This is a genomic window from Mesorhizobium sp. B2-4-14, assembly GCF_006442155.1.
Taxonomy (GTDB): Bacteria; Pseudomonadota; Alphaproteobacteria; order Rhizobiales; family Rhizobiaceae; genus Mesorhizobium.
On record NZ_VFVA01000006.1, the window covers coordinates 25,296 to 49,850 of the forward strand.

General features: G+C 62.6%; 21 protein-coding genes. 5 read left to right on the top strand and 16 right to left on the bottom strand.

All coding sequences use genetic code 11. From position 1 onward, the window contains the following. Entirely contained in the window at positions 1-2,667 is a 2,667-nt protein-coding gene (gene alaS / locus FJ938_RS07635; RefSeq protein WP_140692518.1) for an alanine--tRNA ligase, read from the bottom strand. Between the two features lie 261 nt (positions 2,668-2,928). Then, on the bottom strand, positions 2,929-4,026 hold the full coding sequence (gene recA, locus FJ938_RS07640) for a recombinase RecA (protein WP_027028105.1): 1,098 nt from the start codon (positions 4,024-4,026) through the stop codon (positions 2,929-2,931). A 281-nt stretch (positions 4,027-4,307) separates the two neighbouring features. Here recA and FJ938_RS07645 point away from each other — a divergent pair, with 281 nt between their 5' ends. Continuing rightward, positions 4,308-5,252, top strand: coding sequence for a carbohydrate kinase family protein (locus FJ938_RS07645; RefSeq protein ID WP_140692521.1), 945 nt, complete (start codon positions 4,308-4,310; stop codon positions 5,250-5,252). A 71-nt stretch (positions 5,253-5,323) separates the two neighbouring features. Next, the gene (locus FJ938_RS07650; RefSeq protein ID WP_140609414.1) at positions 5,324-6,241 is read left to right on the top strand and encodes a pseudouridine-5'-phosphate glycosidase; all 918 of its coding nucleotides are present in this window, start codon (positions 5,324-5,326) and stop codon (positions 6,239-6,241) included. A gap of 101 nt (positions 6,242-6,342) precedes the next feature. Here the strand turns inward: FJ938_RS07650 and FJ938_RS07655 are convergent, their stop codons facing one another. After that, the gene (locus FJ938_RS07655) at positions 6,343-6,666 is read right to left on the bottom strand and encodes a TfoX/Sxy family protein (protein ID WP_140609417.1); all 324 of its coding nucleotides are present in this window, start codon (positions 6,664-6,666) and stop codon (positions 6,343-6,345) included. Positions 6,667-6,754: 88 nt separating this feature from the next. On the opposite strand from FJ938_RS07655, the gene FJ938_RS07660 reads away from it, so the two are divergent. Next, on the top strand, positions 6,755-7,252 hold the full coding sequence (locus FJ938_RS07660; RefSeq protein WP_140609419.1) for a GFA family protein: 498 nt from the start codon (positions 6,755-6,757) through the stop codon (positions 7,250-7,252). 182 nt (positions 7,253-7,434) lie between these two features. On the opposite strand, the gene sufA is transcribed toward FJ938_RS07660, so the two are convergent. The 8 genes from sufA to FJ938_RS07700 all read right to left on the bottom strand — a co-directional run bounded on the left by sufA (position 7,435) and on the right by FJ938_RS07700 (position 14,906). Further along, positions 7,435-7,815, bottom strand: a complete 381-nt coding sequence (gene sufA, locus FJ938_RS07665; RefSeq protein ID WP_140609421.1) for a Fe-S cluster assembly scaffold SufA — start codon at positions 7,813-7,815, stop codon at positions 7,435-7,437. Positions 7,816-7,916: 101 nt separating this feature from the next. After that, complete coding sequence (locus FJ938_RS07670; RefSeq protein WP_140609423.1) at positions 7,917-8,309, bottom strand: SUF system Fe-S cluster assembly protein; 393 nt, start codon at positions 8,307-8,309, stop codon at positions 7,917-7,919. Between the two features lie 5 nt (positions 8,310-8,314). Next, positions 8,315-9,556 (bottom strand): cysteine desulfurase, encoded by a 1,242-nt coding sequence (locus FJ938_RS07675; RefSeq protein ID WP_140692782.1) that lies wholly within the window; start codon positions 9,554-9,556, stop codon positions 8,315-8,317. 104 nt (positions 9,557-9,660) lie between these two features. Then, positions 9,661-10,929, bottom strand: coding sequence for a Fe-S cluster assembly protein SufD (gene sufD / locus FJ938_RS07680; RefSeq protein WP_140609425.1), 1,269 nt, complete (start codon positions 10,927-10,929; stop codon positions 9,661-9,663). A 19-nt stretch (positions 10,930-10,948) separates the two neighbouring features. Further along, on the bottom strand, positions 10,949-11,704 hold the full coding sequence (gene sufC / locus FJ938_RS07685; protein WP_140692524.1) for a Fe-S cluster assembly ATPase SufC: 756 nt from the start codon (positions 11,702-11,704) through the stop codon (positions 10,949-10,951). A 45-nt stretch (positions 11,705-11,749) separates the two neighbouring features. Continuing rightward, positions 11,750-11,971: a hypothetical protein gene (locus FJ938_RS07690; protein ID WP_140692527.1), complete on the bottom strand. Its 222-nt coding sequence runs from the start codon at positions 11,969-11,971 to the stop codon at positions 11,750-11,752. Next, positions 11,968-13,485, bottom strand: a complete 1,518-nt coding sequence (sufB, locus tag FJ938_RS07695; RefSeq protein WP_140609433.1) for a Fe-S cluster assembly protein SufB — start codon at positions 13,483-13,485, stop codon at positions 11,968-11,970. The genes FJ938_RS07690 and sufB overlap by 4 nt, the downstream gene beginning before the upstream one ends. 242 nt (positions 13,486-13,727) lie before the next feature. Next, a complete protein-coding gene (locus tag FJ938_RS07700; protein ID WP_140692785.1) occupies positions 13,728-14,906 on the bottom strand; it encodes a cysteine desulfurase family protein in 1,179 nt (392 codons plus the stop codon). 237 nt (positions 14,907-15,143) lie between these two features. Between FJ938_RS07700 and FJ938_RS07705 the strand changes: the two genes are divergently transcribed. Continuing rightward, entirely contained in the window at positions 15,144-15,818 is a 675-nt protein-coding gene (locus FJ938_RS07705) for an alpha/beta hydrolase (RefSeq protein ID WP_027042409.1), read from the top strand. Between the two features lie 113 nt (positions 15,819-15,931). On the opposite strand, the gene FJ938_RS07710 is transcribed toward FJ938_RS07705, so the two are convergent. The 4 genes from FJ938_RS07710 to FJ938_RS07725 form a co-directional block, all read right to left on the bottom strand. Next, a complete protein-coding gene (locus FJ938_RS07710; RefSeq protein WP_246671481.1) occupies positions 15,932-16,588 on the bottom strand; it encodes a phosphatase PAP2 family protein in 657 nt (218 codons plus the stop codon). A 190-nt stretch (positions 16,589-16,778) separates the two neighbouring features. Continuing rightward, complete coding sequence (locus FJ938_RS07715) at positions 16,779-18,428, bottom strand: glycosyltransferase family 39 protein (RefSeq protein WP_181169031.1); 1,650 nt, start codon at positions 18,426-18,428, stop codon at positions 16,779-16,781. A gap of 41 nt (positions 18,429-18,469) precedes the next feature. Then, positions 18,470-18,802 (bottom strand): lipid-A-disaccharide synthase N-terminal domain-containing protein, encoded by a 333-nt coding sequence (locus FJ938_RS07720; RefSeq protein ID WP_140609439.1) that lies wholly within the window; start codon positions 18,800-18,802, stop codon positions 18,470-18,472. Then, positions 18,795-19,529 (bottom strand): glycosyltransferase family 2 protein, encoded by a 735-nt coding sequence (locus tag FJ938_RS07725; protein WP_140692533.1) that lies wholly within the window; start codon positions 19,527-19,529, stop codon positions 18,795-18,797. The genes FJ938_RS07720 and FJ938_RS07725 overlap by 8 nt, the downstream gene beginning before the upstream one ends. Before the next feature lie 356 nt (positions 19,530-19,885). Between FJ938_RS07725 and tyrS the strand changes: the two genes are divergently transcribed. Continuing rightward, positions 19,886-21,139, top strand: coding sequence for a tyrosine--tRNA ligase (gene tyrS, locus FJ938_RS07730; protein ID WP_140692536.1), 1,254 nt, complete (start codon positions 19,886-19,888; stop codon positions 21,137-21,139). Positions 21,140-21,146: 7 nt separating this feature from the next. On the opposite strand, the gene FJ938_RS07735 is transcribed toward tyrS, so the two are convergent. Continuing rightward, a complete protein-coding gene (locus FJ938_RS07735) occupies positions 21,147-24,533 on the bottom strand; it encodes a DUF3971 domain-containing protein (protein WP_140692539.1) in 3,387 nt (1,128 codons plus the stop codon). Positions 24,534-24,555: the final 22 nt, after the last annotated feature.

Consider the following 24,555-nt stretch of genomic DNA (forward strand, 5'->3'; position numbering starts at 1 on the left):
TCATGCTGCTTCGAGCGCCGCCCTCACCGCCGCGATCGCGTCATTGGCCTTCGACGCATCCGGACCGCCGGCCTGTGCCATGTCGGGTCGGCCGCCGCCGCCCTGCCCGCCCAATGCGGCGGACGCCACGCGCACCAGGTCGACGGCGCTGAAGCGGCCAACGAGATCGTCGGTCACGGCAACCACGACACTCGCCTTGTTGTCCTCGCCGGCGCCGACGAAGACAACGACGCCCGAACCCAGCGAAGTCTTGCCGGCGTCGGCCAGTGGCTTCAGATCCTTCGGCGAAACACCGGAAACCGCCTTGCCGAGGAAACCGACGCCCGCGACCGTCTCATTCTCCGAGGGAGCACCCGCCGCGGCACCGCCGCCCAGCGCCAGTTTCTTGCGCACTTCGGTCAGTTCCTTCTCAAGCTTCTTGCGCTCTTCGAGCAAAGCCTCGACACGCGCGGGCACGTCGGCCGGTGAAATCTTCAGCGTTGCCGCCGCCGTCTTAAGGCGCCGATCCTGCTCGTCGAGATGCTTGCGCGCGGCTTCGCCGGTCAGCGCCTCTATGCGGCGCACACCGGCGGCGACCGCGCTGTCCGAGAGGATGCGCACAAGGCCGATATCGCCGGTCGCCCTGACATGGGTGCCACCGCAGAGCTCGACCGAATAGGGCCGGTTAGCCTTGGCGCCATGCAGGCCCGTGCCCATCGACACGACGCGCACCTCGTCGCCGTATTTCTCGCCGAACAGCGCCATGGCGCCCTCGGCAATGGCGTCGTCGATCGACATCAGCCGCGTGGTCACCGGGCTGTTCTGCACGACGATCTCGTTGGCCATGCGCTCGACTTCTTCGAGTTCCTCGGCCGAGATCGGCTTGTTATGCGAGATGTCGAAGCGCAGCCGCTCGGGCGCGACCAACGAGCCCTTCTGGGCGACATGGGTGCCCAGCACTTCGCGCAAGGCCTCATGGATGAGGTGCGTCGCCGAATGGTTCGCGCGCAACCTGGAGCGCCTGTTATGGTCAACCTTCAGCTCGACGGCGGCGCCCGTCTTGACCGTGCCGTTAATCACCTTGCCGATATGCACGAACAGCCCATCCGCCTTCTTCTGCGTGTCGGAGACCTCCATCGAGAACCCCTCGCCCGAAATGACGCCGGTGTCGCCCATCTGGCCGCCGGATTCGGCGTAGAACGGCGTCTGGTTGACAACCACGGCAACAGCTTCACCCTTGCCGGCGCTGTCCACGGTCTTGCCTTCCCTGACCAGCGCCTGGACGAGACCTTCCGCTTGCTCTGTCTCATAGCCGAGGAATTCGGTGGCGCCGGTCTTCTCGCGGATCGGGAACCAGACCGTCTCGGTCGCGGCCTCGCCGGAGCCTGCCCAGTGTGCACGCGCCTCGGTCCTCTGCCGCTCCATCGCATCGGTGAATCCGGCAAGATCGACCGAGATGTTGCGCTGCCGCAGCGCGTCCTGCGTCAGGTCGAGCGGAAAGCCATAGGTGTCGTAAAGTTTGAACGCAGTCTCGCCGTCCAGCATGTCGCCGGCATGGAGCTTTTCCGTCGCCTCCGACAGCAGGCCAAGGCCGCGCACCAGCGTCTTGCGGAAGCGGGTTTCCTCGAGTTTCAGGGTTTCGGTAATCATCTCTTCGCCGCGCACCAGCTCGGGATAGGCCTGGCCCATCTCGCGTACCAGCGCCGGCACCAGCTTCCACATCAGCGGATCGCGGGCGCCGAGCAACTGCGCATGGCGCATGGCGCGGCGCATGATACGGCGCAGCACATAGCCGCGGCCTTCGTTCGACGGCAGCACGCCGTCGGCCACCAGGAAGGAGGACGAGCGCAGGTGATCCGCAATGACGCGGTAGGACGCCACCGTTTCCGCGTCGGGCGCGCGCCCAAGCGCGGACGACGCCGCATCGATCAGGTGGCGGAACAGGTCGGTCTCGAAGACGCTTTCCACCCCTTGCAGGATCGAGGCCATGCGCTCCAGGCCCATGCCGGTGTCGATCGACGGGCGCGGCAGGTCGATGCGCTCCTCCTTCGTCACCTGTTCGTATTGCATGAACACCAGGTTCCAGAATTCGAGAAACCGGTCGCCGTCTTCCTCGGGACTGCCGGGAGGTCCGCCCCAGATATGCTCGCCTCGATCGATGAAGATTTCCGAGCACGGCCCGCAAGGTCCGGTGTCGCCCATGGCCCAAAAATTGTCCGAGGTTGCGATGCGGATGATGCGATCGTCCGAGAACCCGGCGATCTTCTTCCAGAAGCCAGCCGCCTCGTCGTCCGTATGATAGACGGTGACCAGCAGCTTGTCCTTCTTCAGACCGAACTCTCGGATGATCAGGTTCCAGGCAAGCTCGATGGCGCGCTCCTTGAAATAATCGCCAAAGGAGAAATTGCCGAGCATCTCGAAGAAGGTCAGATGGCGCGCGGTATAGCCGACATTGTCGAGATCATTGTGCTTGCCGCCGGCGCGAACGCTCTTCTGGGCGGTGGTGGCGCGCGAATAGGGCCGCTTCTCCAAACCGGTGAAGACGTTCTTGAACTGCACCATGCCGGCATTGGTGAACATCAAGGTCGGATCGTTGCGCGGCACGAGCGGGCTCGAGGCCACGACCTCATGGCCCTCCTTGCGGAAATAGTCGAGAAATGTCGACCGGATCTCGTTCACGCCACTCATGACTGCTGCCTTTTCGCGAAAACCGCCGGCACAGCCGGCGGAAACTGGTCTCTGCGTCTTAGAAAATAGACTTGGCCTTTTAGCGGGCACGCCCGACCCTGTCCAGAAACACGGAATTGGGCCAATCCAGGAGCTTACCGATCTGCCGAAAACGAAAACCGCCGGCTCGAAGGCCGGCGGTTTGGAACGCGGTACTAAAGAACTCGGTTACTTAAGCATCAGGTGATAGGCTGAATTTATGGCCGAACTCTGGCCATTGCCCTACATCGCGCCGGCTTCGTCCTCAAAACCGTCGTCGCCACCTTCAGAGCCACCATTTTCAAGGAACTTCTCGGCGATCAAGCCGGCGTTCTGCCGGAGCGCCAGTTCGATCTCGCGCGCGGTGTCGGGATTGTCGCGCAGGAACAGTTTAGCATTCTCGCGGCCTTGGCCGAGGCGCTGCGAATTGTAGGAGAACCAGGCGCCCGACTTCTCGACCACACCAGCCTTGACGCCAAGATCGACCAGTTCGCCGGTCTTGGACACGCCTTCGCCATACATGATATCGAACTCGACCACCTTGAAGGGCGGCGCCAGCTTGTTCTTGACCACCTTGACGCGGGTCTGGTTGCCGACGACCTCGTCGCGGTCCTTGACCGAGCCGATGCGGCGGATGTCGAGGCGCACCGATGCATAGAATTTCAAGGCGTTGCCGCCCGTGGTGGTTTCGGGCGAACCGAACATGACGCCGATCTTCATGCGGATCTGATTGATGAAGATGACCATGGTGTTGGAACGTGAGATCGAAGCGGTCAGTTTGCGCAGCGCCTGGCTCATCAGCCGGGCCTGCAGGCCAGGCAGCGAATCGCCCATCTCGCCTTCGATTTCGGCACGCGGCGTCAGCGCTGCCACCGAATCGACCACCAGCACGTCGATGGCGCCGGAGCGCACCAACGTGTCGCAGATCTCCAGCGCCTGCTCGCCGGTGTCGGGCTGCGAAATCAGGAGGTTTTCGAGATCGACGCCGAGCTTGCGGGCATAGACAGGATCGAGCGCGTGCTCGGCATCGACGAAGGCGCAGATGCCGCCCTTCTTCTGGGCTTCAGCCACGGTGTGCAGGGCCAGCGTCGTCTTGCCAGAGCTTTCCGGCCCGTAGATCTCGATGATGCGGCCGCGCGGCAGGCCGCCGACGCCGAGCGCGATGTCGAGGCCGAGCGATCCGGTCGGCACTGTTTCGATCTCGACGACCTGCTCGTTGGCGCCGAGCCGCATGATCGAGCCCTTGCCGAAAGCCCGCTCGATTTGCGACAGCGCCGCATCCAGAGCCTTTGATTTGTCCACTGCCTTATCCTCTACAAGCCGCAAAGTATTCTGAGCCATGATACATCACCCCTTGGTCGTCAATGAAGGCCGGACAATCCGCAATCCCTGCCATTTTGTACCTTTTTTGTTCTCATTTGACAAGGGGAGACAACCAACTGAAAAAGCAAGAGATATCCTGATCTGTTCTTTTTTTGTCTCGCAGACCGAGGCAGGGATGTCCTCGCATTGGGCCAGACGGCTCGATTGTATCGATCCGCCGAATCGCTGCCTTGCATGCGAAGCTCTGTCGCGCAGTGTAGCGCTTGTGTGGCGCCAATAACAAAGGTCATATCGCCGCCATGGTGAAATCCGCGAAGATACTGGCCGTGGGCGGCGCCCATATCGATCGGCGTGGCCAGGTGGCCGGCCCGTACGTGCCAGCGGCGTCCAATCCCGGCACAATGCGCGAGGATGTCGGCGGCGGCGTCTTCAACGCGTTGCGCAGCACGGTGCGCCGAGGTGTCTCGGCTTCGCTGCTGTCGGTCCGCGGCGGCGATGCCGCGGGCGATACCGTGTCACGCGCTATCGCGAAAGCCGGCATTTCGGACCTGTCGGCCGTGTTCCTCGACCGCACCACGCCGAGCTACACGGCGTTGATCGACCGCGAGGGCGAGTTGATCGTCGGCTTTGCCGACATGGTGCTTTATGACCTGGCCTTCCCCAAGCAGATCAGGCGCTCCAAGATGCGGGAGGTGGTCGCCGACGTCGACGCCATCCTGTGTGACGCCAATCTGCCGGCATCGGCTCTGGAGCGGCTGCTACCACTTGCTGCCGGCAAACCGGTTTTCGCCATTGCCATTTCGCCGGCCAAGGTGACGCGGCTGATACCGGTGCTCGGCGAACTGGCGCAACTCTTCATGAACCGGCGAGAGGCCGTTGTACTGGCTGGCGTCAATTCGAGTGCCTCCGAGCGAGAGATGATCGACGGGTTGCGATGCAACGGCCTTGCCAGTGGCGTGGTCACGGCAGGCAGCGCGCCGGTGCTGGGCTTCGATGAAGCAGGCGCGTTTTCGATCCTGCCGCCTGCCCCGAGGAAAGTCGCCGATGTCACCGGCGCCGGCGACGCGCTGGCGGGTGCGACGGTCGCGGCGCTGTTGCGCGGTCTGCCACTGCGCCAGGCCTTGCGCGAAGGCGTCGCGGCGGCAACGCTGGCCATCGAAAGCGCCAACGCCGTGCCAGAATTCACCGCGGCGAGCTTCGCGGAAGCACTGGCCCTTGTGCCGGATGCGCGGGAAATGGCATGAGACCGGCAAATTCACAGCGCCGCAGGGATGTTTACGCGTCCTGATGGATGCGCCGCGATTGGAGATTCGAGATGACCCCAGAGAGCGCCCACCCCTTCATCGATGTCCATGCTCCCGTGGCGCAAGCCCTGGCTGCCGGGCGTCCCGTGGTGGCGCTGGAAAGCACCATCATCACCCATGGCATGCCCTACCCCGACAACGGTGCCATGGCGGCCAATGTCGAAAAGATCATCAGCGATGGCGGTGCCGTGCCCGCCACGATCGCCGTGGTTGGCGGCCGCATCAAGATCGGTCTTTCCGACGGCGAGCGTGAATCGCTGGCCATGACCGGCGATGCGATGAAGCTGTCGCGCGCCGACCTCGGCTTTGCAGTGGCGCAAGGGCGCACCGGCGGCACCACGGTCGCCGCGACCATGATCGCGGCGCATATGGTGGGGATAAAAGTGTTCGCCACCGGCGGCATTGGCGGCGTGCACAAAGGTGCGGAAAAGAGTTTCGACATTTCCGCCGATCTCGATGAACTGGCGCGCACACCGGTCATCGTCGTCTCGGCCGGCGCCAAGGCCATCCTCGATATCGAAAAAACGCTTGAGGTGCTGGAAACGCGCGGCGTGCCCGTGGTTGGCCATGGCTGCGAGACAATGCCGGCCTTCTGGTCGCGGCAATCGCCGTTCCGCGCGCCGTTGACCTTGCACAAACCGGAAGACATCGCGCATTTCTACAAGACGCGGGCAGCGCTCGGTCTCGGCGGCGGCGTGCTGATCGCCAACCCGGTGCCCGAAAACCATGAAATCCCGGCGGAAGAGATGGCCGGCTATATCGAAGCAGCACAGAAGGCCGCCGAGGCGCTCAACGTGAGCGGCAAGGCGGTGACGCCGTTCCTGCTGGGAAAAATCCTGGAACTGACCGGCGGCCGGAGCCTGAAGACCAACATCGCGCTGGTCGAGAACAATGCAAGATTGGCGGCGAAGATCGCCAAGGCGCTGTAGGGTTCAAATGTGAGGCGGTGCAAGAATTAACGTATCAGCCGAGTTCCCGCCCCCCCTCTGCGCCTCGACATGTCCGAGAAAGCCTGCACTGCCGCAACGTGCTACTTGCCCGCGCGCCGCCCGGCCTCATAGGCTCGCCGGGCCCAGACAGTCATTTCGTCCGGGTCATCAAAAGCGCTGTCGGGAATGCTCCAATAAGGCATGGCGACCAGCTTGCCGTGGCGCGAACCGGTATAGGTCCACTGCCGGCAACCGGCGGCTTCGAAATCGGGCGCGCTTTGCTCGTCGGCCTTGAGCAGCAATTCGCCGCGCAGCACGATGGCGACGATCACACCATCGAAATAGATGCCCTTGCCGCCGAACAGCCTGCGGATGCTGACCGGGCCAAGGCCTTCGAACAGTTCGGCGATGCGTTCATTGTCCATGCCGCGATCATGTCATCGGCATTTGACATTGTCATCGCGCAACCAAATCATGCTGACGGGCTGGGAACATTTCGTCGGAGTTTTTATCATGCCGGTTCTGCTCAAGGGATCCTGCCGCTGCAATGCCGTGCGTTTCGAGGTGGAAAGCCATACGCCCGTGCCGTTCATGCTCTGCTACTGCTCGATCTGCCGCAAGCAGCAAGGCGGCGGCGGGTTCGCCATCAATCTCGGCGCCGACTACAAAACGCTCAACATCAGGGGCAAGAGGAGCCTCGGCGTCTATCGGGCCGAGATCGAGGATGACGAGCATTTGCAATGCGAAATCTCGACGGGGGAACGCAATTTCTGCCGCAAATGCGGATCGGCGTTGTGGCTCTACGATCCGACATGGCCGGATCTGGTGCATCCCTTCGCCTCGGCGATCGACAGCGACCTGCCGAAACCACCTGAGAAGGTGCACCTGATGCTGAAATACAAGGCGAGCTGGGTAGAGCCTGATGTCGGCAAGGGCGACAAGACGTTCGACATCTATCCCGAGGAATCGATCGCCGACTGGCACAAGCGGGTGGGGATGTGGGTTGCGTAACGTTCTTCGCCCATTTACCGGGCGAAGATGCCGGCAGGCAGACTGCGCAAATGTTGGAGAGGCTGGCGCTGCCCCTCATCCGGCCTTCGGGCCCTTCGTCATTCGAAAAGCCAAGCAATTGGCTTTTCGCCCGCTGCGCGGACCACTCCTCACCTCCCCGTAAATGGGGCGAAGGAAGTGCTTTAGGCGGAGGCGCGCGCCTCTGCCAGCGCCTTCAGGTCGGCCGGCTTCAGCTCGACCGATTCGCCGCAGCCACAGGCCGAGCTCTGGTTCGGATTGTGGAAGGTGAAGCCGGTGCGCAAAGTCGTCTGCTCGAAATCCATCTGCGTGCCGAACAGGAACAGCGCCGCTTCCGGCGCGACATAGACGTGTGCGCCGTCGCGCTCGATGTGGTCGTCCTTGGCGTTGGGCTCGGTCACCAGATCGATCGTGTATTCCATGCCGGCGCAGCCGCCCTTCTTGATGCCGAGGCGGATGCCATGCGCCTTCTCGCGTGTGGCGACGATCTCGCGCACCCGCTCGGCGGCCTTTTCGGTCATGGTGATGACGGCAAAGCGTCCCATTCTTTTTCCTTCTCCATTCCGTGCAGGTTCAAGGTCTGCCGAATGATTCTCACCTAAAATGGTGAAGTTTTATCCATGGTGCAAGTGTGCCAAGCTCAACGCTAGTACCAGCCAACCGCGACCTGCGCCTCTTCCGACATGCGGTCGGGCGTCCATGGCGGGTCGAAGGTCATGTTGACTTCGACGCCTGATACGCCTTCGACGGCGCCGACGGCGTTTTCCACCCAACCGGGCATTTCGCCGGCCACCGGGCAGCCGGGGGCGGTCAGCGTCATGTCGATCTTGACCGAGCGGTCGTCCTCGATGTCGATCTTGTAGACGAGGCCGAGCTCGTAAATGTCGGCCGGGATTTCCGGGTCGTAGACGGTCTTCAGCGCCGAGACGATGTCGTCGGTCAGCCGCGCCAGTTCGTCGGCGGGAATGGCCGTGGCGGAGACGACGCCATTGACGCCGGCTTCCGGCGCGGCCTCTGTGGCTGTGCTGATATCTTCCATGGTCGTCACCCGAAAAACTTGCGCGCTTTTTCAAGCGCCTCGGCCAAAGCGTCGACTTCGGCCCTGGTATTATACATGCCGAACGATGCCCTGCATGTGGAGGTTACGCCAAAGCGTTTCAACAGCGGCTGGGCGCAATGCGTACCGGCGCGCACTGCCACACCCTGCCTGTCTATCACCATCGACACGTCATGGGCGTGAATGCCCTGCAATTCGAAGGAGATGATGGCGCCCTTGCCCGGCGCGTCGCCGAAGATGCGCAGCGAATTGATGGCGCGCAGCCGTTCATGGGCATAGTTCTTGAGGTCTTGCTCATGCGCCGCGATGCGTTCCCGACCGACAGAGTCCATGTAGTCGAGCGCAGCACCCAGCCCGATCGCCTGCACAATCGGCGGCGTGCCGGCCTCAAAACGATGCGGCGGCTCGTTGTAGGTGACGATGTCTTCCGTCACCTCCTCGATCATTTCGCCACCGCCCATGAAGGGGCGCATACCCCCGAGAATGTCCTTCTTGCCGTAGAGAACGCCGATGCCCGAGGGGCCATAGACCTTGTGGCCGGTGAAGACGAAGAAGTCGCAATCCAGGTCCTGCACGTCGATCGGCATATGCACGGCGCTCTGGCTGCCGTCGACGAGCACTGGAATGCCCCGCGCATGCGCGATGCGCACGATCTCCTTGATCGGCGTCACCGTGCCCAACGCATTCGACATCTGCGTGATGGCGACAAGCTTTGTCCTGTTAGTCAGCCGCTTTTCGAATTCCTCGATGTGGAAGACACCGAGATCGTCGACCGGCACCCAGACCAGCCTGGCGCCCTGCCGTTCGCGGATGAAATGCCAGGGAACGATGTTGGAATGATGCTCCATGATCGACAGCACGATTTCGTCGCCCTCGCCGATATTGGGCATGCCATAGCCATAAGCCACCGTGTTGATCGCCGAGGTCGTATTCGAGGTGAAGACGATGTTGTCGGTGCTTGGCGCATTGAGGAAACGGCGCACCGTCTCACGCGCCTTTTCATAGGCGTCGGTCGCGGCGTTGGACAGGAAATGCAGGCCGCGATGGACGTTGGCGTATTCCTGGGAATAGGCGTGCTGGATCGTGTCCAGCACCACCTGCGGCTTCTGCGCCGAGGCGCCATTGTCGAGATAGACAAGAGGCTTGCCATAGACTTGCCGCGACAGGATCGGAAAGTCGCGGCGGATCGCCTCGACGTCGTAGGGGATGGTTTCGACTTTCTGGTCCATCATAAGCTCTTCCGAGGCATCGCCTCATTCCGTCCAGCACCTCTCATCCGTCTCGGCGCTTCGCGCCAATCCACCTTCTCCCACAAAGGGGGAAGGAAGAGTGCTTACCCGTGTGTCACGAACCATTCATCGAGCCGCGCTTCCAGCGCCTCGACGATCGTCTCGTCATCCATCTCCTCGATCACCTCGGCGACGAACGCTTTCACCAGAAGGCCCCGTGCGGTCTTCTCGTCGACGCCGCGCGCCATCAGGTAGAACAGATGGTCGTGGTCGATCTCGGTGACCGTCGCGCCGTGGCCGCAGACGACGTCGTCGGCGAAGATTTCGAGTTCGGGCTTGGTCGAGAACTCGCCATCGTCCGACAGAAGCAGCGTGTTGCAGGCCATCTTGGCGTTGGTCTTCTGCGCATATTGATGGACGTTGATGCGGCCCTGGAAGACACCGCGCGCTTTGCCGGTGACGACATTGCGGATCACTTCCGTCGATGTCGTATGCGGGACTGCGTGGTCGAGCACCATCGTCACATCGGTGTGTGTGTCGCCCGCCAACAGATTGATGCCACGCAACTTGAAGTCGGCGCCCTCGCCGGTGGTCTTGATCACGATCTCCTGGCGCACCAATCTGCCGCCGGCGTTCATGACGAACAGCGTCAGCTTCGCGTTCTTGCCGATATGGGCCTTGAACTGCGCCAGATGCGTGGCCGTGTCCGGCTGCTCCTGCACGATCAGCCAGGTCACCTCGGCGCCCTCGCCGAGCACGAGCTGGCTCACCGAGCTGACCAGCGCCACGCCCTCACCTGCCTGACGCTCGACTATAACTGCCTTGCCGCCAGCGCCGACGCGTACAGGTAAACGCACATGGGTCTGGCCGCCTGCCTGCAAATTCTGCAATTCGAGCGGCTTTTCCAGCTCGGCGCCGTCGGCAATATCGATGAAATAACCGTCGGCGACAAAGGCCGTGTTCAGCGCGCCGATAGCGTCGTCGCTGCCATAAGGAGCGAGGCCCGGCGCAATGCTACCGTCGGTCAGCTTTTCCGATAGGCGTTGCACGCTGACGCCCTCGACGACGGGCGCCTTGGCGCTCGACGCGCCGTTCAGCATGGCCAGAACCGTCGAGCCTTCAACGATTGGCGCAATGGCTTTCGCCGCGGCGGCCGGATCGAAATCCGGAACCGTGTTCAACAACCGGCGCAGATCGGTGTAGTGCCAGGATTCGACGCGCCGCGTCGGCAGGCCGTGCTTGATCGCCTCGATGGCGTCGTCGCGCTTCAGCATCACCGCGCCGTCACCCGGCAGCAGCGACAGCCGATCGCCGAACGCGTCGATCAACGCTGTCTCGGCCGGTGTCCGCTGCGGTTGTGCGTGCATGTTCATCAGTCTTGCCTCCGCCATTTCACGCGGCTTCGCCGATCACGCCGGCATAGCCGTTGGCTTCGAGGTCGAGTGCGAGCGACTTGTCGCCCGACTTGATGACCTGACCCTTGTACAGCACGTGCACGGTATCCGGCACGATGTGCTCGAGCAGCCGCTGGTAATGGGTGATGACCAGAAAGGCCCGGTCGGGCGAGCGCAGCGCGTTGACCCCGTCGGACACGATCTTCAGCGCATCGATGTCGAGGCCGGAATCGGTCTCGTCGAGCACGCAGAGTTTCGGCTCCAGAAGCTTCATCTGCAGAATCTCGGCGCGCTTCTTCTCGCCGCCGGAGAAGCCGACGTTGAGCGGCCGCTTCAGCATGTTGATGTCCATGTTGAGCGAGGCGGCGGCTTCCTTCACGCGCTTGAGGAATTCCGGGATCTTCAGCGGCTCCTCGCCGCGCGCCTTGCGCTGCTCGTTCATCGCCACTTTCAGGAATTCCATGGTCGCCACGCCCGGTATCTCCATCGGATACTGGAAGGCGAGGAAGATGCCGGAAGTGGCGCGCTCGGCCGGGTCCATTTCGAGGATCGACCGGCCGTTGTAAAGGATGTCGCCCTCGGTCACCTCATAGTCCTCGCGGCCGGCCAGGATGTAGGACAGCGTCGATTTGCCCGAACCGTTCGGGCCCATGATGGCGGCGACCTCGCCTGCCTTCACCGTCAGGTTCAGGCCGCGGATGATTTCGGTGCCATCATCGACGATGCGGGCATGCAGGTTTCTGATTTCAAGCATATTCGTTCCGTTTCACAAAGTTTCCGTTCAATGCCAGCGCCAGCGTCATTCGCCGTCAGTTTTGGCTTTGATGAACGGTATGATTGCGCCCGTCAGGGCAAGAATAACGAGGACAATGAGCCAAGCCGGCAGGGCTGCTGCGATATGGCCCAGCACCAACGCGACAACCACGAGGATGAACACAACCACGAAGGCCCAGCCTTTCCAGTTGCCGGGCGTTGCGCCGTAGCCGAAGCGCTTTGGCCTGAACCACGCCTCCCCTGTCATCCCACGCTTCCCTCCAGTGAGATGCCGATCAGCTTCTGCGCCTCGACCGCGAACTCCATCGGCAGCTGCTGGATGACGTCCTTGACGAAGCCGTTGACGATCAGCGCGATGGCTTCCTCTTCCGGAATGCCGCGCTGCATGACGTAGAACTTCTGGTCCTCGGAAATCTTCGAGGTCGTCGCCTCGTGCTCGAACTGCGCCGTCGAGTTCTTGGCTTCCATGTAAGGCACGGTGTGGGCGCCGCACTGGTCGCCGATCAAAAGCGAGTCGCAGTTGGTGAAGTTGCGGGCGTTGGTCGCCTTGCGATGCGCCGAGACCTGGCCGCGATACGTGTTCTGGGAGAAGCCGGCGGCGATGCCCTTGGAGATGATGCGGCTCGACGTGTTCTTGCCGAGATGGATCATCTTGGTGCCCGAGTCGACCTGCTGATAGCCGTTCGACACCGCAATCGAATAGAATTCGCCCGAGGAATCGTCGCCGCGCAGGATGCAGCTCGGATACTTCCACGTGATGGCCGAGCCGGTTTCGACCTGCGTCCACGAGATCTTCGAACGGTCGCCACGGCAGTCGCCGCGCTTGGTGACGAAATTGTAGATGCCGCCCTTGCCCTCGGCATCGCCGGGGTACCAGTTCTGCACGGTCGAATATTTGATCTCGGCATCGTCGAGCGCCACCAGTTCGACGACAGCGGCGTGAAGCTGGTTCTCGTCGCGCTGCGGCGCCGTGCAGCCTTCGAGATAGGAGACGTAGGCCCCCTCCTCGGCGATGATCAGCGTGCGCTCGAACTGGCCGGTGTTCTTCTCGTTCATGCGGAAATAAGTCGACAGCTCCATCGGGCAGCGCACGCCCTTGGGCACGAAGACGAACGAGCCGTCGGTGAAGACAGCCGAATTCAGCGTGGCGTAGAAATTGTCGGATGTCGGCACCACCGAGCCCAGATATTTCTGTACCAGTTCGGGGTGCTCGCGGATGGCTTCCGAGATCGAGCAGAAGATAACGCCGGCCTGCGCCAACTCCTTCTTGAAGGTTGTGACGACCGAGACGGAATCGAACACCGCGTCGACCGCGACGCGGCCCGATTTATAGACATTGTCGCTGACTTCCTCGAGTTCGGAAGCATCGGTCTTCTGGACGCCAGCCAGGATTTCCTGCTCCTTCAGCGGAATGCCGAGCTTCTCGTAGACCTTCAGCAGTTCGGGATCGACATCGCTCAGCGACTTCGGGCCGGGCGTGCTCTTGGGCGCCGCGTAGTAATAGATGTCCTGGAAATCGATCTTGGGATAGTTGACGCGCGCCCAGGTCGGCTCCTCGAGCGTCAGCCAGCGGCGATAGGCTTCCAGGCGCCATTCCAGCATCCAGGACGGTTCGTCCTTCTTTGCCGAAATGAAACGGATGATGTCTTCGCTCAGGCCCTTGGGGGCCTTGTCGACAGCGATTTCGGTCTGGAATCCATATTTATACTGGTCGACATCGATCTTGCGGACTCGATCGATCGTCTCCTGCACAGCAGGCATAAGCGTTCTCCATCCACGCCGGGGTCAAGGCCCGACAGTTTTCAAACTATGGCACCGCCGAAATGGACACCAAAAGGGGCATTCGCGGCAGCGTAAGTTTCATATAGTGCGCTTCGACCGGAAATTCACCCGGCCAGCATGAAACGCACGGCTCTACCAGGCCCGAAGGCCCGAATACGTTACCCAAACATCGGATTTTCCCGAAAACCGCTACGCACTTTTCGGTCCGATGCTCCCAACCGCTACGCGGCTTTATCCCTATCCGCCTTGTCTCTGGCGGCTTGGCGCGCGGCGATCCCCGCCAGCGCGGCGCGGAACAGTTCGATGTCCTCGGCGCCCGTCGCCGAACCGATCGACACGCGCAAGGCGCCGAGACTGTCGCCGTAGCCCATTGCCTTCAGCACATGGCTCGGCCCGACCTTGCCCGACGAGCAGGCGGAGCCGGCCGACAGCGCCACACCGGCCAGATCGAAAGCGATCTGCGCGGTTTCCGCCTTGACGTTCGCAATAGCGAAGAATGTCGTGTTGGCAAGCCTTGGTGCGCCGGTTCCAAAGATTTCCGCCTCGGGCACCAGCGTTTTCACGATGGCCTCGATCTCGTCACGGCGCTGTCGCACCGCATCCATAGCCTGCAATTCGGCCAAAGCCTCACGCGCGGCCGCGCCAAAACCGGCGATGGCGGCGAGGTTTTCCGTTCCGCCGCGGTGGCCCTTTTCCTGGCCTCCACCGTTGATCAGGGGCTTGGGCATCATCAGATCGGCGGCGGCGACAATGGCCCCAACGCCCTTGGGGCCACCGATCTTGTGCGAAGACAGAATCAAATAATCGGCGTAACCCGCTGACATATCGATTGAAACACGGCCCGCGGCCTGAACCGCATCAACGACGAGAACGCCGCCCGCGGCCTTCACGATCCCTGCGATACGATCGATCGGCTGGATGACGCCGGTCTCGTTGTTAGCGGCATGGATCGCCACCAGCGGCAGGCCATCGGCCTCGTCGTGAGCGTCAAGCGCGGTAGCCAGGGCGACAAGATCGGCAATGCCACTGGCATCGACGCCGATGCGCGTCACCTGCGCTGCCGGGAAGCGCCCGCCATTCAACAGGCAGGGATGGTCGGCCGCCGACACGTAAAGCCGGCTCATGCGAACGCTGCCACGCCCCATCTGCCAGTCCGGGGTCAGCAGCGTCGAGGCCGCTTCGGTTGCGCCGGAGGTGAACACGACATGCTCGGGCCTGGCATTCACCAGCGCCGCAACCTCACGCCTCGCAGTCTCGATCAGGCGTCGCGCCGCGCGCCCTTCGGCGTGGACCGAGGACGGATTGGCGGTCAGGTCAAGCGCCGCGACCATAGCCTCGCGTGCCGCCGCGAGCAGCGGAGTGCTGGCATTGTAGTCGAGATAGGCGCGTTTTGCGGCCATTTTCGTCCAGTCGGTCCCTTCAGAAGCCATTCCGCTGTCGTATGGCGTTATTTCCTTGAAATTCCAAGGCGAGCCGTCCTATTTACGCGGCTTGCGGCGCGGTAGCCAGGCTCGAGGTCTGGCCACTTAGTTTTGAATAGTTCTAAACTAGCTTCTAAGAAGACGCTCGCCCTGCGTCAAGGCCAGAGGAAGACACGTTCCGGGCGCCGCGCATTCGTATGCCAAGTGGAGTATTTTATGCCTGAGGTCATTTTCACCGGTCCGGCCGGCCGCCTGGAGGGACGCTATCAGCCCTCCAAGGAAAAGAGCGCGCCGATCGCCATCGTCCTGCATCCGCACCCGCAGTTCGGCGGCACGATGAACAACAAGATCGTCTACGACCTCTTCTACATGTTCCAGAAGCGTGATTTCACCACGCTGCGCTTCAATTTCCGCGGCATCGGCCGCAGCCAGGGCGAATTCGATCACGGCACCGGCGAATTGTCTGACGCGGCCGCCGCTCTCGACTGGGTGCAGTCGCTGCATCCGGATTCCAAGAGCTGCTGGGTCGCCGGTTATTCGTTCGGCTCGTGGATCGGCATGCAGCTCCTGATGCGCCGGCCCGAGATCGAAGGCTTCATCTCGATCGCGCCGCAGCCGAACACCTATGATTTCTCGTTCCTGGCGCCCTGCCCGTCATCCGGCCTGATCATCCATGGCGATGCCGACAAAGTGGCGCCGCCCAAGGATGTGCAAGGCCTGGTCGATAAGCTGCACACGCAAAAGGGCATCACCATCACCCAGAAGACCTTGCCCGGCGCCAACCATTTCTTCGCCAATGACGCAGACCTTTTGATCGAGGAATGTGCCGACTATCTCGATCGGCGGCTCGCCGGCGAGTTGTCTGATCCTCGGCCGAAGCGGCTGCGCTAGGAGGTCAGGTCATTCCATGGGCGGGCGGACAATGTCCGCCTCGCCGTATCTGCTTTGCGGGCGTGCCGGCCACATCAGGCAAGCTTTTCGCTCATCCACGCGCCCGGCACCGCCTATCTTTCTGGCGCAACCAGCCGGAATGACGATTTGCGGACCGGCAGGCCCGTCGCTGCCGGCCGGAAGATGAAGCCGAGGCGGGCAAAAACCAACCCGCAGACAAGCGCGAAGGCGCAGCCGAGGCCGAAGCCGGCCACCGTGTCGCTGGGATAGTGCGCACCGACAAAGACCCTGGTCGAGGCGATGCAGGCCGTCACCGCCAGGGCGATATACCAGCGCCGCGGAAACAAGAGCAGCAGGATGCCGAACACGGCGCCCATCGTCGTGGCATGACCGGAAGGGAAGCCGGCGAAGCGGGCGTCGAAGGCAAAAGGATGTAGCGCAAGAACACCGAAATCCTGGAAATAGAGCGGGCGGGCACGTCCGATCGCATATTTGAGGACGTTCACCAGCAAGCCGGACAGGCCGACCGAGGCGAGCACGAGAAACGCCAGGCAGGTCCAGTTGTAGACGAGCATCAACCGCCGGCGCGAAAGGCTCCGCCAATCGGTCAGGTTGGCTGCGACAAGCAGGAGCGCCGACGGGATCAGGTACCAGCCACCGAGCGCGAACTGTGTCAGGAATTCCGCAAGCCTGCCGACGCCGGGCGACCACTGGCCATGAATCTGCCCTGCCAGCGTGTCGAGCCGAACGAACGCCGCAGCCGTCAGCAAGACCCAAACAATTGCCCAAACCGGCCACACTATATCTGGGTATCGGGCAGGACGAGCGGCAAAGCGGCTCTTCGCGATGCGCATCGTGTCGCGAAAATTGTCGACCGACCGCCGCCCCACCCCCAGGAGCTTGCCAGAAACGGGTAGACGCGATTTTACGAGCATTGGGAACTCGACACCATCATCGAAGTCATTGCGCGACACGGTAAAGGCCGAGCGACAGTTTGTCTCCCGACGAATAGTTGAGGCCATCGATCTTGGCGACACGGTTCACCGATTTGCCTCGCACCGACAGCATGCCATTGAGTTTCTGCTCGTCGCCGATCGGCGCCAGCCCCAGCGCGCAGGCAGGGTCGGCAAGCAGATGTTCCGCAACGCCGCCGACATCCGTCAGCACCGTTTTCGTGCCGACCAGGAACACCAGGCTCGGTTCCTGGTAGCGCGCCGAGGCCAGCACCGTCGTGTCGCAAGGTTTATTGGCAAGCACCGCCGCCTTGATCGCCGGGCTCAGCCATATCGGCTTTAGCGACGGCGCGATGACCCCGAACAGCAAGGCATAGGTGATGCCGGCACAAGCCGCGACGGCGCCGATGCGGGGCAGCGGCACCTGCAACTGCCGGGAAAACGCGAGATACCCGGTGCCGAGCGCGGCGGCTGCCGCCGGAATGCTCCACCAGGAGAAAGCGTGGGTAAGGTAGATCGGCGCTCCGATGCAGACCGCGGCAAGGCCGAGGCTGACCACCACCAGACCAAACGCGGTCGACCACCACAGCCATTGCTGCCAACGCTTGAGCGGTGCATTGGCGTCCTGCGGTTGCAATGTCAGCAACCAGCCGATCAGCAGCGCCATGCCGGGATAGGCCGGCAGCACGTAATGCGGCAGCTTCGTCGGGATCAGTTCGAACACCAGCCAGAATGGAATATACCAGGCGAGGCAGAAACGCAGCCTGATATCGTCGCGCAGACGGTTCAGGGCCTGAAGCCCGGCGCCGACCGCGATCAGGCCGAACGGCCACATGAACAGCGAATAGGTCAGCATGTAGAAGCCGGGGGGCAGGCCGTGCGATTCCTCGCCCGACGCGACCTTGCCGAGCATGTCCTTGCCGACCGCCTGCTGCAGGAAGGCGCCGTGGCTCTTCCAGGTAATCGCGGCGAGCCAAGGCAGCGCGATCAGCACGACCAGCAGCAGTCCGCGCCCGACCCTGAGCTTCGACAGCCAGCGCCCATCACGCTCGAAGGCGAACAGCACCGCGATGGTCAGCGCCGACAGCAGCGGCGCGATCGGGCCCTTGATCAGGATCGCTGCCCCTTGGGCGATCCAGAAGATCCACCAGAGATGGCCGCCAACCGGTTCGTTGCGGCGCGATGCCAGATAGATCTGCGCCAGCGCGCCTTGTGCCGCCACGCAGCAGGCCAGCAGCATCGCATCGGTCTTTGCATCGCGGCCTTCGAAAGCGGTGGCGAAGATCGCGGCCATCACCAGGCCGGCGGCAATACCGGCACTCGCTCCAAATAGATTGGTCCCTGTCCATGCAATCGCCAGCACGGCAATGGCGATGCCAAGCGCGGAGACCGTGCGGTAGATCCAGATCGGCGCCCCGGCGCCTTGCCCGCTGAGTGCCACGGCCGCCGATTGCAGCCAGTAGATGCCGATCGGCTTCTGGTAGCGTGAGGCATCCTGAAAGCGGATATCGACATAGTCGCCGCTCTCGACCATCTGTTTGGTGGCCTGGACGAAGCGTGGCTCGTCGCGGTCGAGCGGCGGCATCGATGCCAATCCCGACATCGTCATCAAAAGGCTGAACAGGAAGAGAAGAATGTAGTTCCTGTTCAACGCCATGCATCAGCCTCTCTAATCATTTTTCGAAAGTGACGGGCCGTTCAATCGACCTTGGTCATCGCCGCCTTGCGCTCGTTGGCGATCAGCCAGAGATTTCTGACGTAGATGAACATGCCCATGGCCTGGCCGGCGATGAACACCGGATCCTGGCGCTGGATGGCGTAGATCAGAAGCAGGCCGCCGCCAAACAACGAGAAAAACCAGAACGCCACCGGCACGACGCTGCGCTTGGCCTTTTCCGAAGCGAGCCACTGCACGACGAAGCGCATGGTGAAGAAGAACTGGGCGATGAAACCGAGCAGAACCCAGGCGTCGAATTGCTTGATGAAAACCTGGTGAAGCCAGGTTACCAGTTCCTGTAACACGTTAACCACGCCTGATTTCCTCTACTTTTGGCATTCTGCGACGCCTGCGGCGCAACCACCAGACGCCGCCAAGATCGAGCACGCCTTGCAGGCCGCGATCGAAAATGCCGTAGTTCGATTTCCCGTGCCGGCGCGAGCGGTCGATGACGTCGCAATGCACGACGCGATACCCCTCCTGGATAACCAGGGCCGGAACGAAGCGATGGGTGCCGTCGAAGAACGGCAGTTTGCGCAAGACATCGGTATGAATCGCTTTCAGGCCGCAGCCGGTGTCGCGCGTCTCATCATGCAGGATGGCGTTTCTCAGCCAGTTGGCGAAACGCGACGCCAGTTGCTTGACCTTGCTGTCGCGGCGCTTGAGGCGCTGCCCCTGCGCGGCGCCGAAATCGGGGCCGGCCTGCCGCAAGGCGTCGACGAGCACGGGAATGTATTGCGGATCGTTCTGTCCGTCGCCGTCGATCGTTGCCACGATGCCGCCGCGCGCCGCCCAGGCGCCCGAACGCACCGAGAGACTCTGGCCGGCGGATTTCGGGTGCCGCAATTCCCGCACCGGGAATGGCCGACGTGCCGCCTGCTCGGCAAGCACCGCAGCGGTCTCGTCGGTCGAACCGTCATTGACGATGATCAGTTCGAAATCACGCCCGGTCATCGCCGTCTCGATCTCGTCGATCAGCAGCGGCAGGTTTGCCGCCTCGTTCCTGCAAGGAATGACGATGGATATCAATGCGTCCGGCATGTCGCGTGGGGCTCTGTCGTCGGGTATGGCATTCGATGGATGCCATGCGGTGCCGTTGGAGGTCGTGGGGTTGCAGGAACCTTGTGGCGCGGCGCCTCATTACGCCAGCCGAAACGATGAAGCAAGCATTCGTGCCGGAGGGAGCGCCCTGCCGTTTCAACAAGGGATGATTGCCGAGGTGGCCACAAGGGAGATCAGACGCAAAACCGGATTCCACTTTTGCTGATCGCAACTTTCTGCTTGGCGCGCGATCAGACGCAAAACCGGATTCCACTTTTGCTGATCGCGCTTGGGTGCTAAACGCGCGCGTTCATATGTCCGCGCCGGGTTGCGCCGACGCTCTCGGGAAAGAAAAAATGTCCGCCTTCAAATCCGACTTCCTGCGCACGATGAGCGAGCGCGGCTTTATCCATCAGACCTCGGATGATGCCGGTCTCGACCAGCTTTTCGCCACGGAGACGGTAACGGCCTATATCGGTTTCGATGCGACCGCCAAGAGCTTGCATGCCGGCTCACTCATCCAGATCATGATGCTGCACTGGTTGCAGAAGACCGGTCATCGGCCGATCGCGCTGATGGGTGGCGGCACCTCGATGATCGGTGATCCGTCCTTCAAGGACGAGGCGCGCAAACTTTTGACGCCCCAGGACATCGACGACAACCTGGCCGGCATCCGCCGTAACTTCATGCCATACCTGAAATTCGGCAGTGGTCCCAACGACGCGGTGATGATCAACAACGCCGACTGGCTGATGGAGATCAACTACGTCAATTTCCTGCGCGACGTCGGCCGGCACTTTTCGGTCAACCGCATGCTCGCCTTCGATTCCGTCAAGCTCCGGCTCGATCGCGAGCAGTCGCTGTCGTTCCTCGAATTCAATTACATGATCCTGCAGGCCTATGATTTCGTCGAGCTCTACAAGCGTCTCGGCTGTCGCCTGCAGATGGGCGGCTCCGATCAGTGGGGCAATATCATCAACGGCATCGATCTTGGCCGCCGCATGGAGGATGCGCAGCTTTACGCGCTGACAACGCCGCTGCTGACGACCTCGTCCGGCGCCAAGATGGGCAAGTCGGCCTCGGGCGCGGTCTGGCTCGATGTGGAAATGCTGAGCGCCTACGAGTTCTGGCAGTACTGGCGCAACACCGAGGATGCCGACGTTGCCCGTTTCCTGAAACTCTACACGACATTGCCATTGGACGAGGTCGCGCGGCTTGAGCGGCTCAGTGGATCCGAGATCAATGAGGCAAAGAAAATCCTCGCCACCGAAATCACCGCTTTGCTGCACGGTCGCGCCGCCGCGGAACAAGCCGGAGAGACAGCGCGCAAGACGTTCGAGGAAGGCGCGCTCGCCGAAACATTGCCGACCGTGGAGGCCGACAAGACCGCTCTGGAGGCCGGCGTCGGCATCCTGTCGCTGCTGGTCACGGCTGGGTTGGCTTCGTCCAATGGCGAGGCGCGGCGGCACATCCAGGGTGGCGCCGTGCGCCTGAACGATCAGTCGGTCAGCGATGATCGCCGCATGGTCACACTCCAGGATTTGAGTCCGGAAAACGTGGTAAAGCTTTCACTGGGCAGGAAAAAACACGTCCTGGTGCGGCCAGTCTGAGGGCCCCTCACCGATATTCGAAGATCGATCTGAATATGCCCGGCGCGATCACCGACAACGGATTGACGTCGAGCACCGGCTTGTTGGCGTTGCCCCTCAGCCGGTAGGTGACGCCGATCAGGCCGCGGTCGCGGCCGTTGCCCAGAAGCGCGCCGACGATGGGCAGTTCGCCGAAGATGCGGTTGAGGCCATAGACCGGCATGAAGGTGCCGGTCATGTCCATATTGTTGTTCTGGTCATAAAGGATGCCCTGGAACGTCGTGCCGATGCGCGGGCCGCGCAGCACGCCGTTGGCCAGCTTCAGGTAGCCGCTGCCTTTCTCGATCTCGGCATAACCGCGCTCGAACTTGACCCGCGAGGTGTCGAGAGAGCCTTTGACCGCCTGGTTAAGGCTGCGGCTGTCGCCTGCCGGCGTAGTCGAGACGATGGAGGCCAGTTTCGGTTCGTTGACGACGAAGAAATTGGTGGTGTCGACCTTGCCCTTCATCGGCCCGTCGCTGGCCCCCGTCAGCGCCAACGTGATCGAGCCACCTTCCATATGCTCGTAGATGTTGAGGAACCTGAGGATCGCGCCGGCGTCCGCCGATTGCACGTTGAGCGCGCGCCGGCCGTCGCCGGTCGTGTTGCTGACCGCTATGGCGGCGCCTGAACTCGCCGTGGCGCTGACCTTGAGGCCGTTCACCCTCGAACCGGCCGCGCTGTAGTCGAGCTTCAGGTTGGACAATTGCTCGTCGTGGAACCCGGTGAGTAGATCGACATCGGCGCTGACCGAAATGGCGTCAGCGCCAGTGGTCTTGGTGGCCGTATCCACATCCGAGGTGAACTGCTTGATCAGCGAGCGGGCGTCCAGGGCGTTGCCGCTGATGTTGACCGCATAGCCCTTGCCCGATCGCTTCACCGAAACCGCGACATCGTCGCCCCTGTTCAAGGTGACCTTGCTGAATTTTGCCGATGACAGGGCGCCGTTGACCAACACGATGCCGCCGTCGATGGAGAATGTCTTGCCGTCGAGGTTGAAGTCGGACAGCGTCGTGGTGTCGCCGGATTTGGTCATGACGAAGGTGACGTTGGCGGGAACCCCTGCCCCCTTGCTCCAGCCGGCCCAGGGAATGTCCAGCCTGGCGTTGGTCAGGTCGGCCGAGACGTTCTGGTTGCCGCTGCCGCTCTTGTCGATCGCGACCTTCACTGTTCCGCCGAGCAGCGGCGTCAGGCCGGGCATGGCGGCGGCACGGACCTTATCGTCGAGCACCAGGGCCACCTTGCGGCTGCGCGCCGGCCCATCATCCGCCAGCGGCTCGACGAGATCGAGTTCGGCCGGAATGCCGTTCAGCGACGCCTTGGCGGAAATGACAGCCTTTTCCGGGTCGACCGTGATCGAGCCGTCGGCAGCCGTCACGGTCTGCCCCTCGAACGGCTTGGCCAGGGACAGGCCGGTGTAGTCGAGCGACACCAGCCAATCGAGCTTCGAGGTATCGACGCCGAATTGCAACGGGATATCCGCCCTGACATGACCGGTGACGCCGCCGGAGAGGTCTTCGGGCAGCAAGCCGACATGGCGCATGGCATTGATCGGTTCGTAGGAGGCAAGTTCGGCGACGGCGGATGCATCGCCGGCAACGTCGATGTCGAGTGCGCCGATGACCGGCGGGCGGTTCGCCGCCTTGATCGTCAGCGTGCCGTTGCGCGCCGCCACGGTGCGGCCGCTGGGCATGAAGACGGTGCCCGAAGAGAGCGCGAGATCGACATCATTGCCGTGGAAGCCGACGACGCCCACCGCATCGCGTATCGGCGGAATGCGGCCGGCCGTGTCGAAGCGCGACCCTTCGATCTGGAAGCGGCCGAACACCTCGTCCGCCGAAAGCGGCACGCCGTTGCCCAGGCGATCCGGCACGACCTGGAACTGGAGGTTGGCATCGACGACGCGGCCGCCGAACAGATTGTCCAGCACCCAGAGCCGCGCATTGCGCGCCGAAAACCACGGCCAAAGCTGTTTGACGTGAGAGACCGGCATATCGTGGACGTTGAGCGCCAGATTGATTCCGGGAGCCTTGCCGTCGACGAATTCCACGGCCGCGGTGCCAAGCACCTCGCTGGAAGCGGCGGACCGGACGGCGATCTGTTCGGCCACCAATTTGTGGCTTTTCGTCTGATAGACGCCGGCGATGCGGGCAAGGAAGGTCAGTGCGGGCTCGGGTGATTCCGAAGGCGCCAGTGTAGAGCCGTCACTGGTCAGGTCATAGCGGTAGGCTGGCTCCTCGCCCGCGGCGCCAGTCGAGGGCTTAGGCCCGATCGAGCCGGCGAAATCGAAGGTCGAGCGACCGGTCTTGAGCAACAGCCGGTCGACCTGAATCTTGTTGCTGCCGTGGACAAGCGTAGCATCGACATCGAGATCGGCCGGCAGCAGCCCGCGCGGGCCCAGATCGAGGACCGAGCCGGTGGACGACAGGGACGCCTTCAGCCGCGCGGCGGTGTCGCCCGCCCCTTGCGCTCCCTTGAGCTTCAGAGTGAGCGCGCCCAGCTTGCCACCACCCGCCGCCGCGACTTCGTTGCCGTCGCCGGCAATCCCGATCGTGGCATCCAGTGCCGTTACGCGCCTGGTCATCGCATCGCGTGCCGCGGATGCGGCAATGGTCACCGCCTTGCCGTCCAGATCCACCTGCGACGACAGCTCGATACCGCCAGCCCCGGATTGAACGACGGTGGCGTCGGCCACCTTGATCGACTTGATCGTACCAGCCTCGGGCAAGACGAATTCGACATTGTGAAGATCGATGCGATGCATCGATTCCTCTCGCACCGCATCGAGTGCATTGCCAATGTTGCCGAACACCGCATCGGACAGTTTTTCCGGGTCGATCAGCCCATCGCCATTGCGCAATTCAGCGGTCCAGTCGCCGCCCGACGGCATGGCCGCCGTGACGATGCGCGCATCGGAGATCCTGGCGCTGGTCAGCCGCACCTCACCCCATAGCAGCGGCACAAGGCGAACGCCGAAGCGCACGCGCCCCGCATCGGCCATGGCGTTGCCGTCGCTGGCCTTCAGACTGACATCGCTCACCTGGAGAGCGATGAAGCTCGAACCGTCGAGCGTGATGCGAGCAAGCCCGATCGCGACATGGACATCGACGCCCGCCAGCCTCTCGATGGCGCTCTCCGCCTCGATGCGCAGCCGGTCTGCCCCGATGCCGGAAAGGCCTATGAGATAAACGCCCACCGCGGCCAGCAGCGTGAGCGCGACCGCGCCGGCGAACACGCGCGAAAGGATGCGGAAGCCGCGGCCGATCGACGCCTGGCCGAGCGGCGGAACGCGGCACGCGGACGGCATGGCCCCCAGGTCGGTGATTTCATCCCGCCGGAACCTGATCTTTTCGTGCTGCGGTTGCTCCTGATCCACGCAATCTTCCGTTGTACAAATT

Excerpts from the sequence above, each read along its gene's own strand:
- FJ938_RS07705 (WP_027042409.1), top strand. The coding sequence starts at position 15,144 with ATGCCTGAGGTCATTTTCACCGGTCCGGCCGGCCGCCTGGAGGGACGC.
- FJ938_RS07690 (WP_140692527.1), bottom strand. The coding sequence starts at position 11,971 with ATGACAGGGGAGGCGTGGTTCAGGCCAAAGCGCTTCGGCTACGGCGCA.
- sufA (WP_140609421.1), bottom strand. The coding sequence starts at position 7,815 with ATGGGACGCTTTGCCGTCATCACCATGACCGAAAAGGCCGCCGAGCGG.
- sufB (WP_140609433.1), bottom strand. The coding sequence starts at position 13,485 with ATGCCTGCTGTGCAGGAGACGATCGATCGAGTCCGCAAGATCGATGTC.
- sufC (WP_140692524.1), bottom strand. The coding sequence starts at position 11,704 with ATGCTTGAAATCAGAAACCTGCATGCCCGCATCGTCGATGATGGCACC.
- FJ938_RS07670 (WP_140609423.1), bottom strand. The coding sequence starts at position 8,309 with ATGGAAGATATCAGCACAGCCACAGAGGCCGCGCCGGAAGCCGGCGTC.
- tyrS (WP_140692536.1), top strand. The coding sequence starts at position 19,886 with ATGTCCGCCTTCAAATCCGACTTCCTGCGCACGATGAGCGAGCGCGGC.
- FJ938_RS07725 (WP_140692533.1), bottom strand. The coding sequence starts at position 19,529 with ATGCCGGACGCATTGATATCCATCGTCATTCCTTGCAGGAACGAGGCG.
- FJ938_RS07655 (WP_140609417.1), bottom strand. The coding sequence starts at position 6,666 with ATGGACAATGAACGCATCGCCGAACTGTTCGAAGGCCTTGGCCCGGTC.
- FJ938_RS07675 (WP_140692782.1), bottom strand. The coding sequence starts at position 9,556 with ATGGACCAGAAAGTCGAAACCATCCCCTACGACGTCGAGGCGATCCGC.
- recA (WP_027028105.1), bottom strand. The coding sequence starts at position 4,026 with ATGGCTCAGAATACTTTGCGGCTTGTAGAGGATAAGGCAGTGGACAAA.
- alaS (WP_140692518.1), bottom strand. The coding sequence starts at position 2,667 with ATGAGTGGCGTGAACGAGATCCGGTCGACATTTCTCGACTATTTCCGC.
- FJ938_RS07660 (WP_140609419.1), top strand. The coding sequence starts at position 6,755 with ATGCCGGTTCTGCTCAAGGGATCCTGCCGCTGCAATGCCGTGCGTTTC.
- FJ938_RS07700 (WP_140692785.1), bottom strand. The coding sequence starts at position 14,906 with ATGGCCGCAAAACGCGCCTATCTCGACTACAATGCCAGCACTCCGCTG.
- sufD (WP_140609425.1), bottom strand. The coding sequence starts at position 10,929 with ATGAACATGCACGCACAACCGCAGCGGACACCGGCCGAGACAGCGTTG.
- FJ938_RS07645 (WP_140692521.1), top strand. The coding sequence starts at position 4,308 with ATGGTGAAATCCGCGAAGATACTGGCCGTGGGCGGCGCCCATATCGAT.
- FJ938_RS07715 (WP_181169031.1), bottom strand. The coding sequence starts at position 18,428 with ATGGCGTTGAACAGGAACTACATTCTTCTCTTCCTGTTCAGCCTTTTG.
- FJ938_RS07650 (WP_140609414.1), top strand. The coding sequence starts at position 5,324 with ATGACCCCAGAGAGCGCCCACCCCTTCATCGATGTCCATGCTCCCGTG.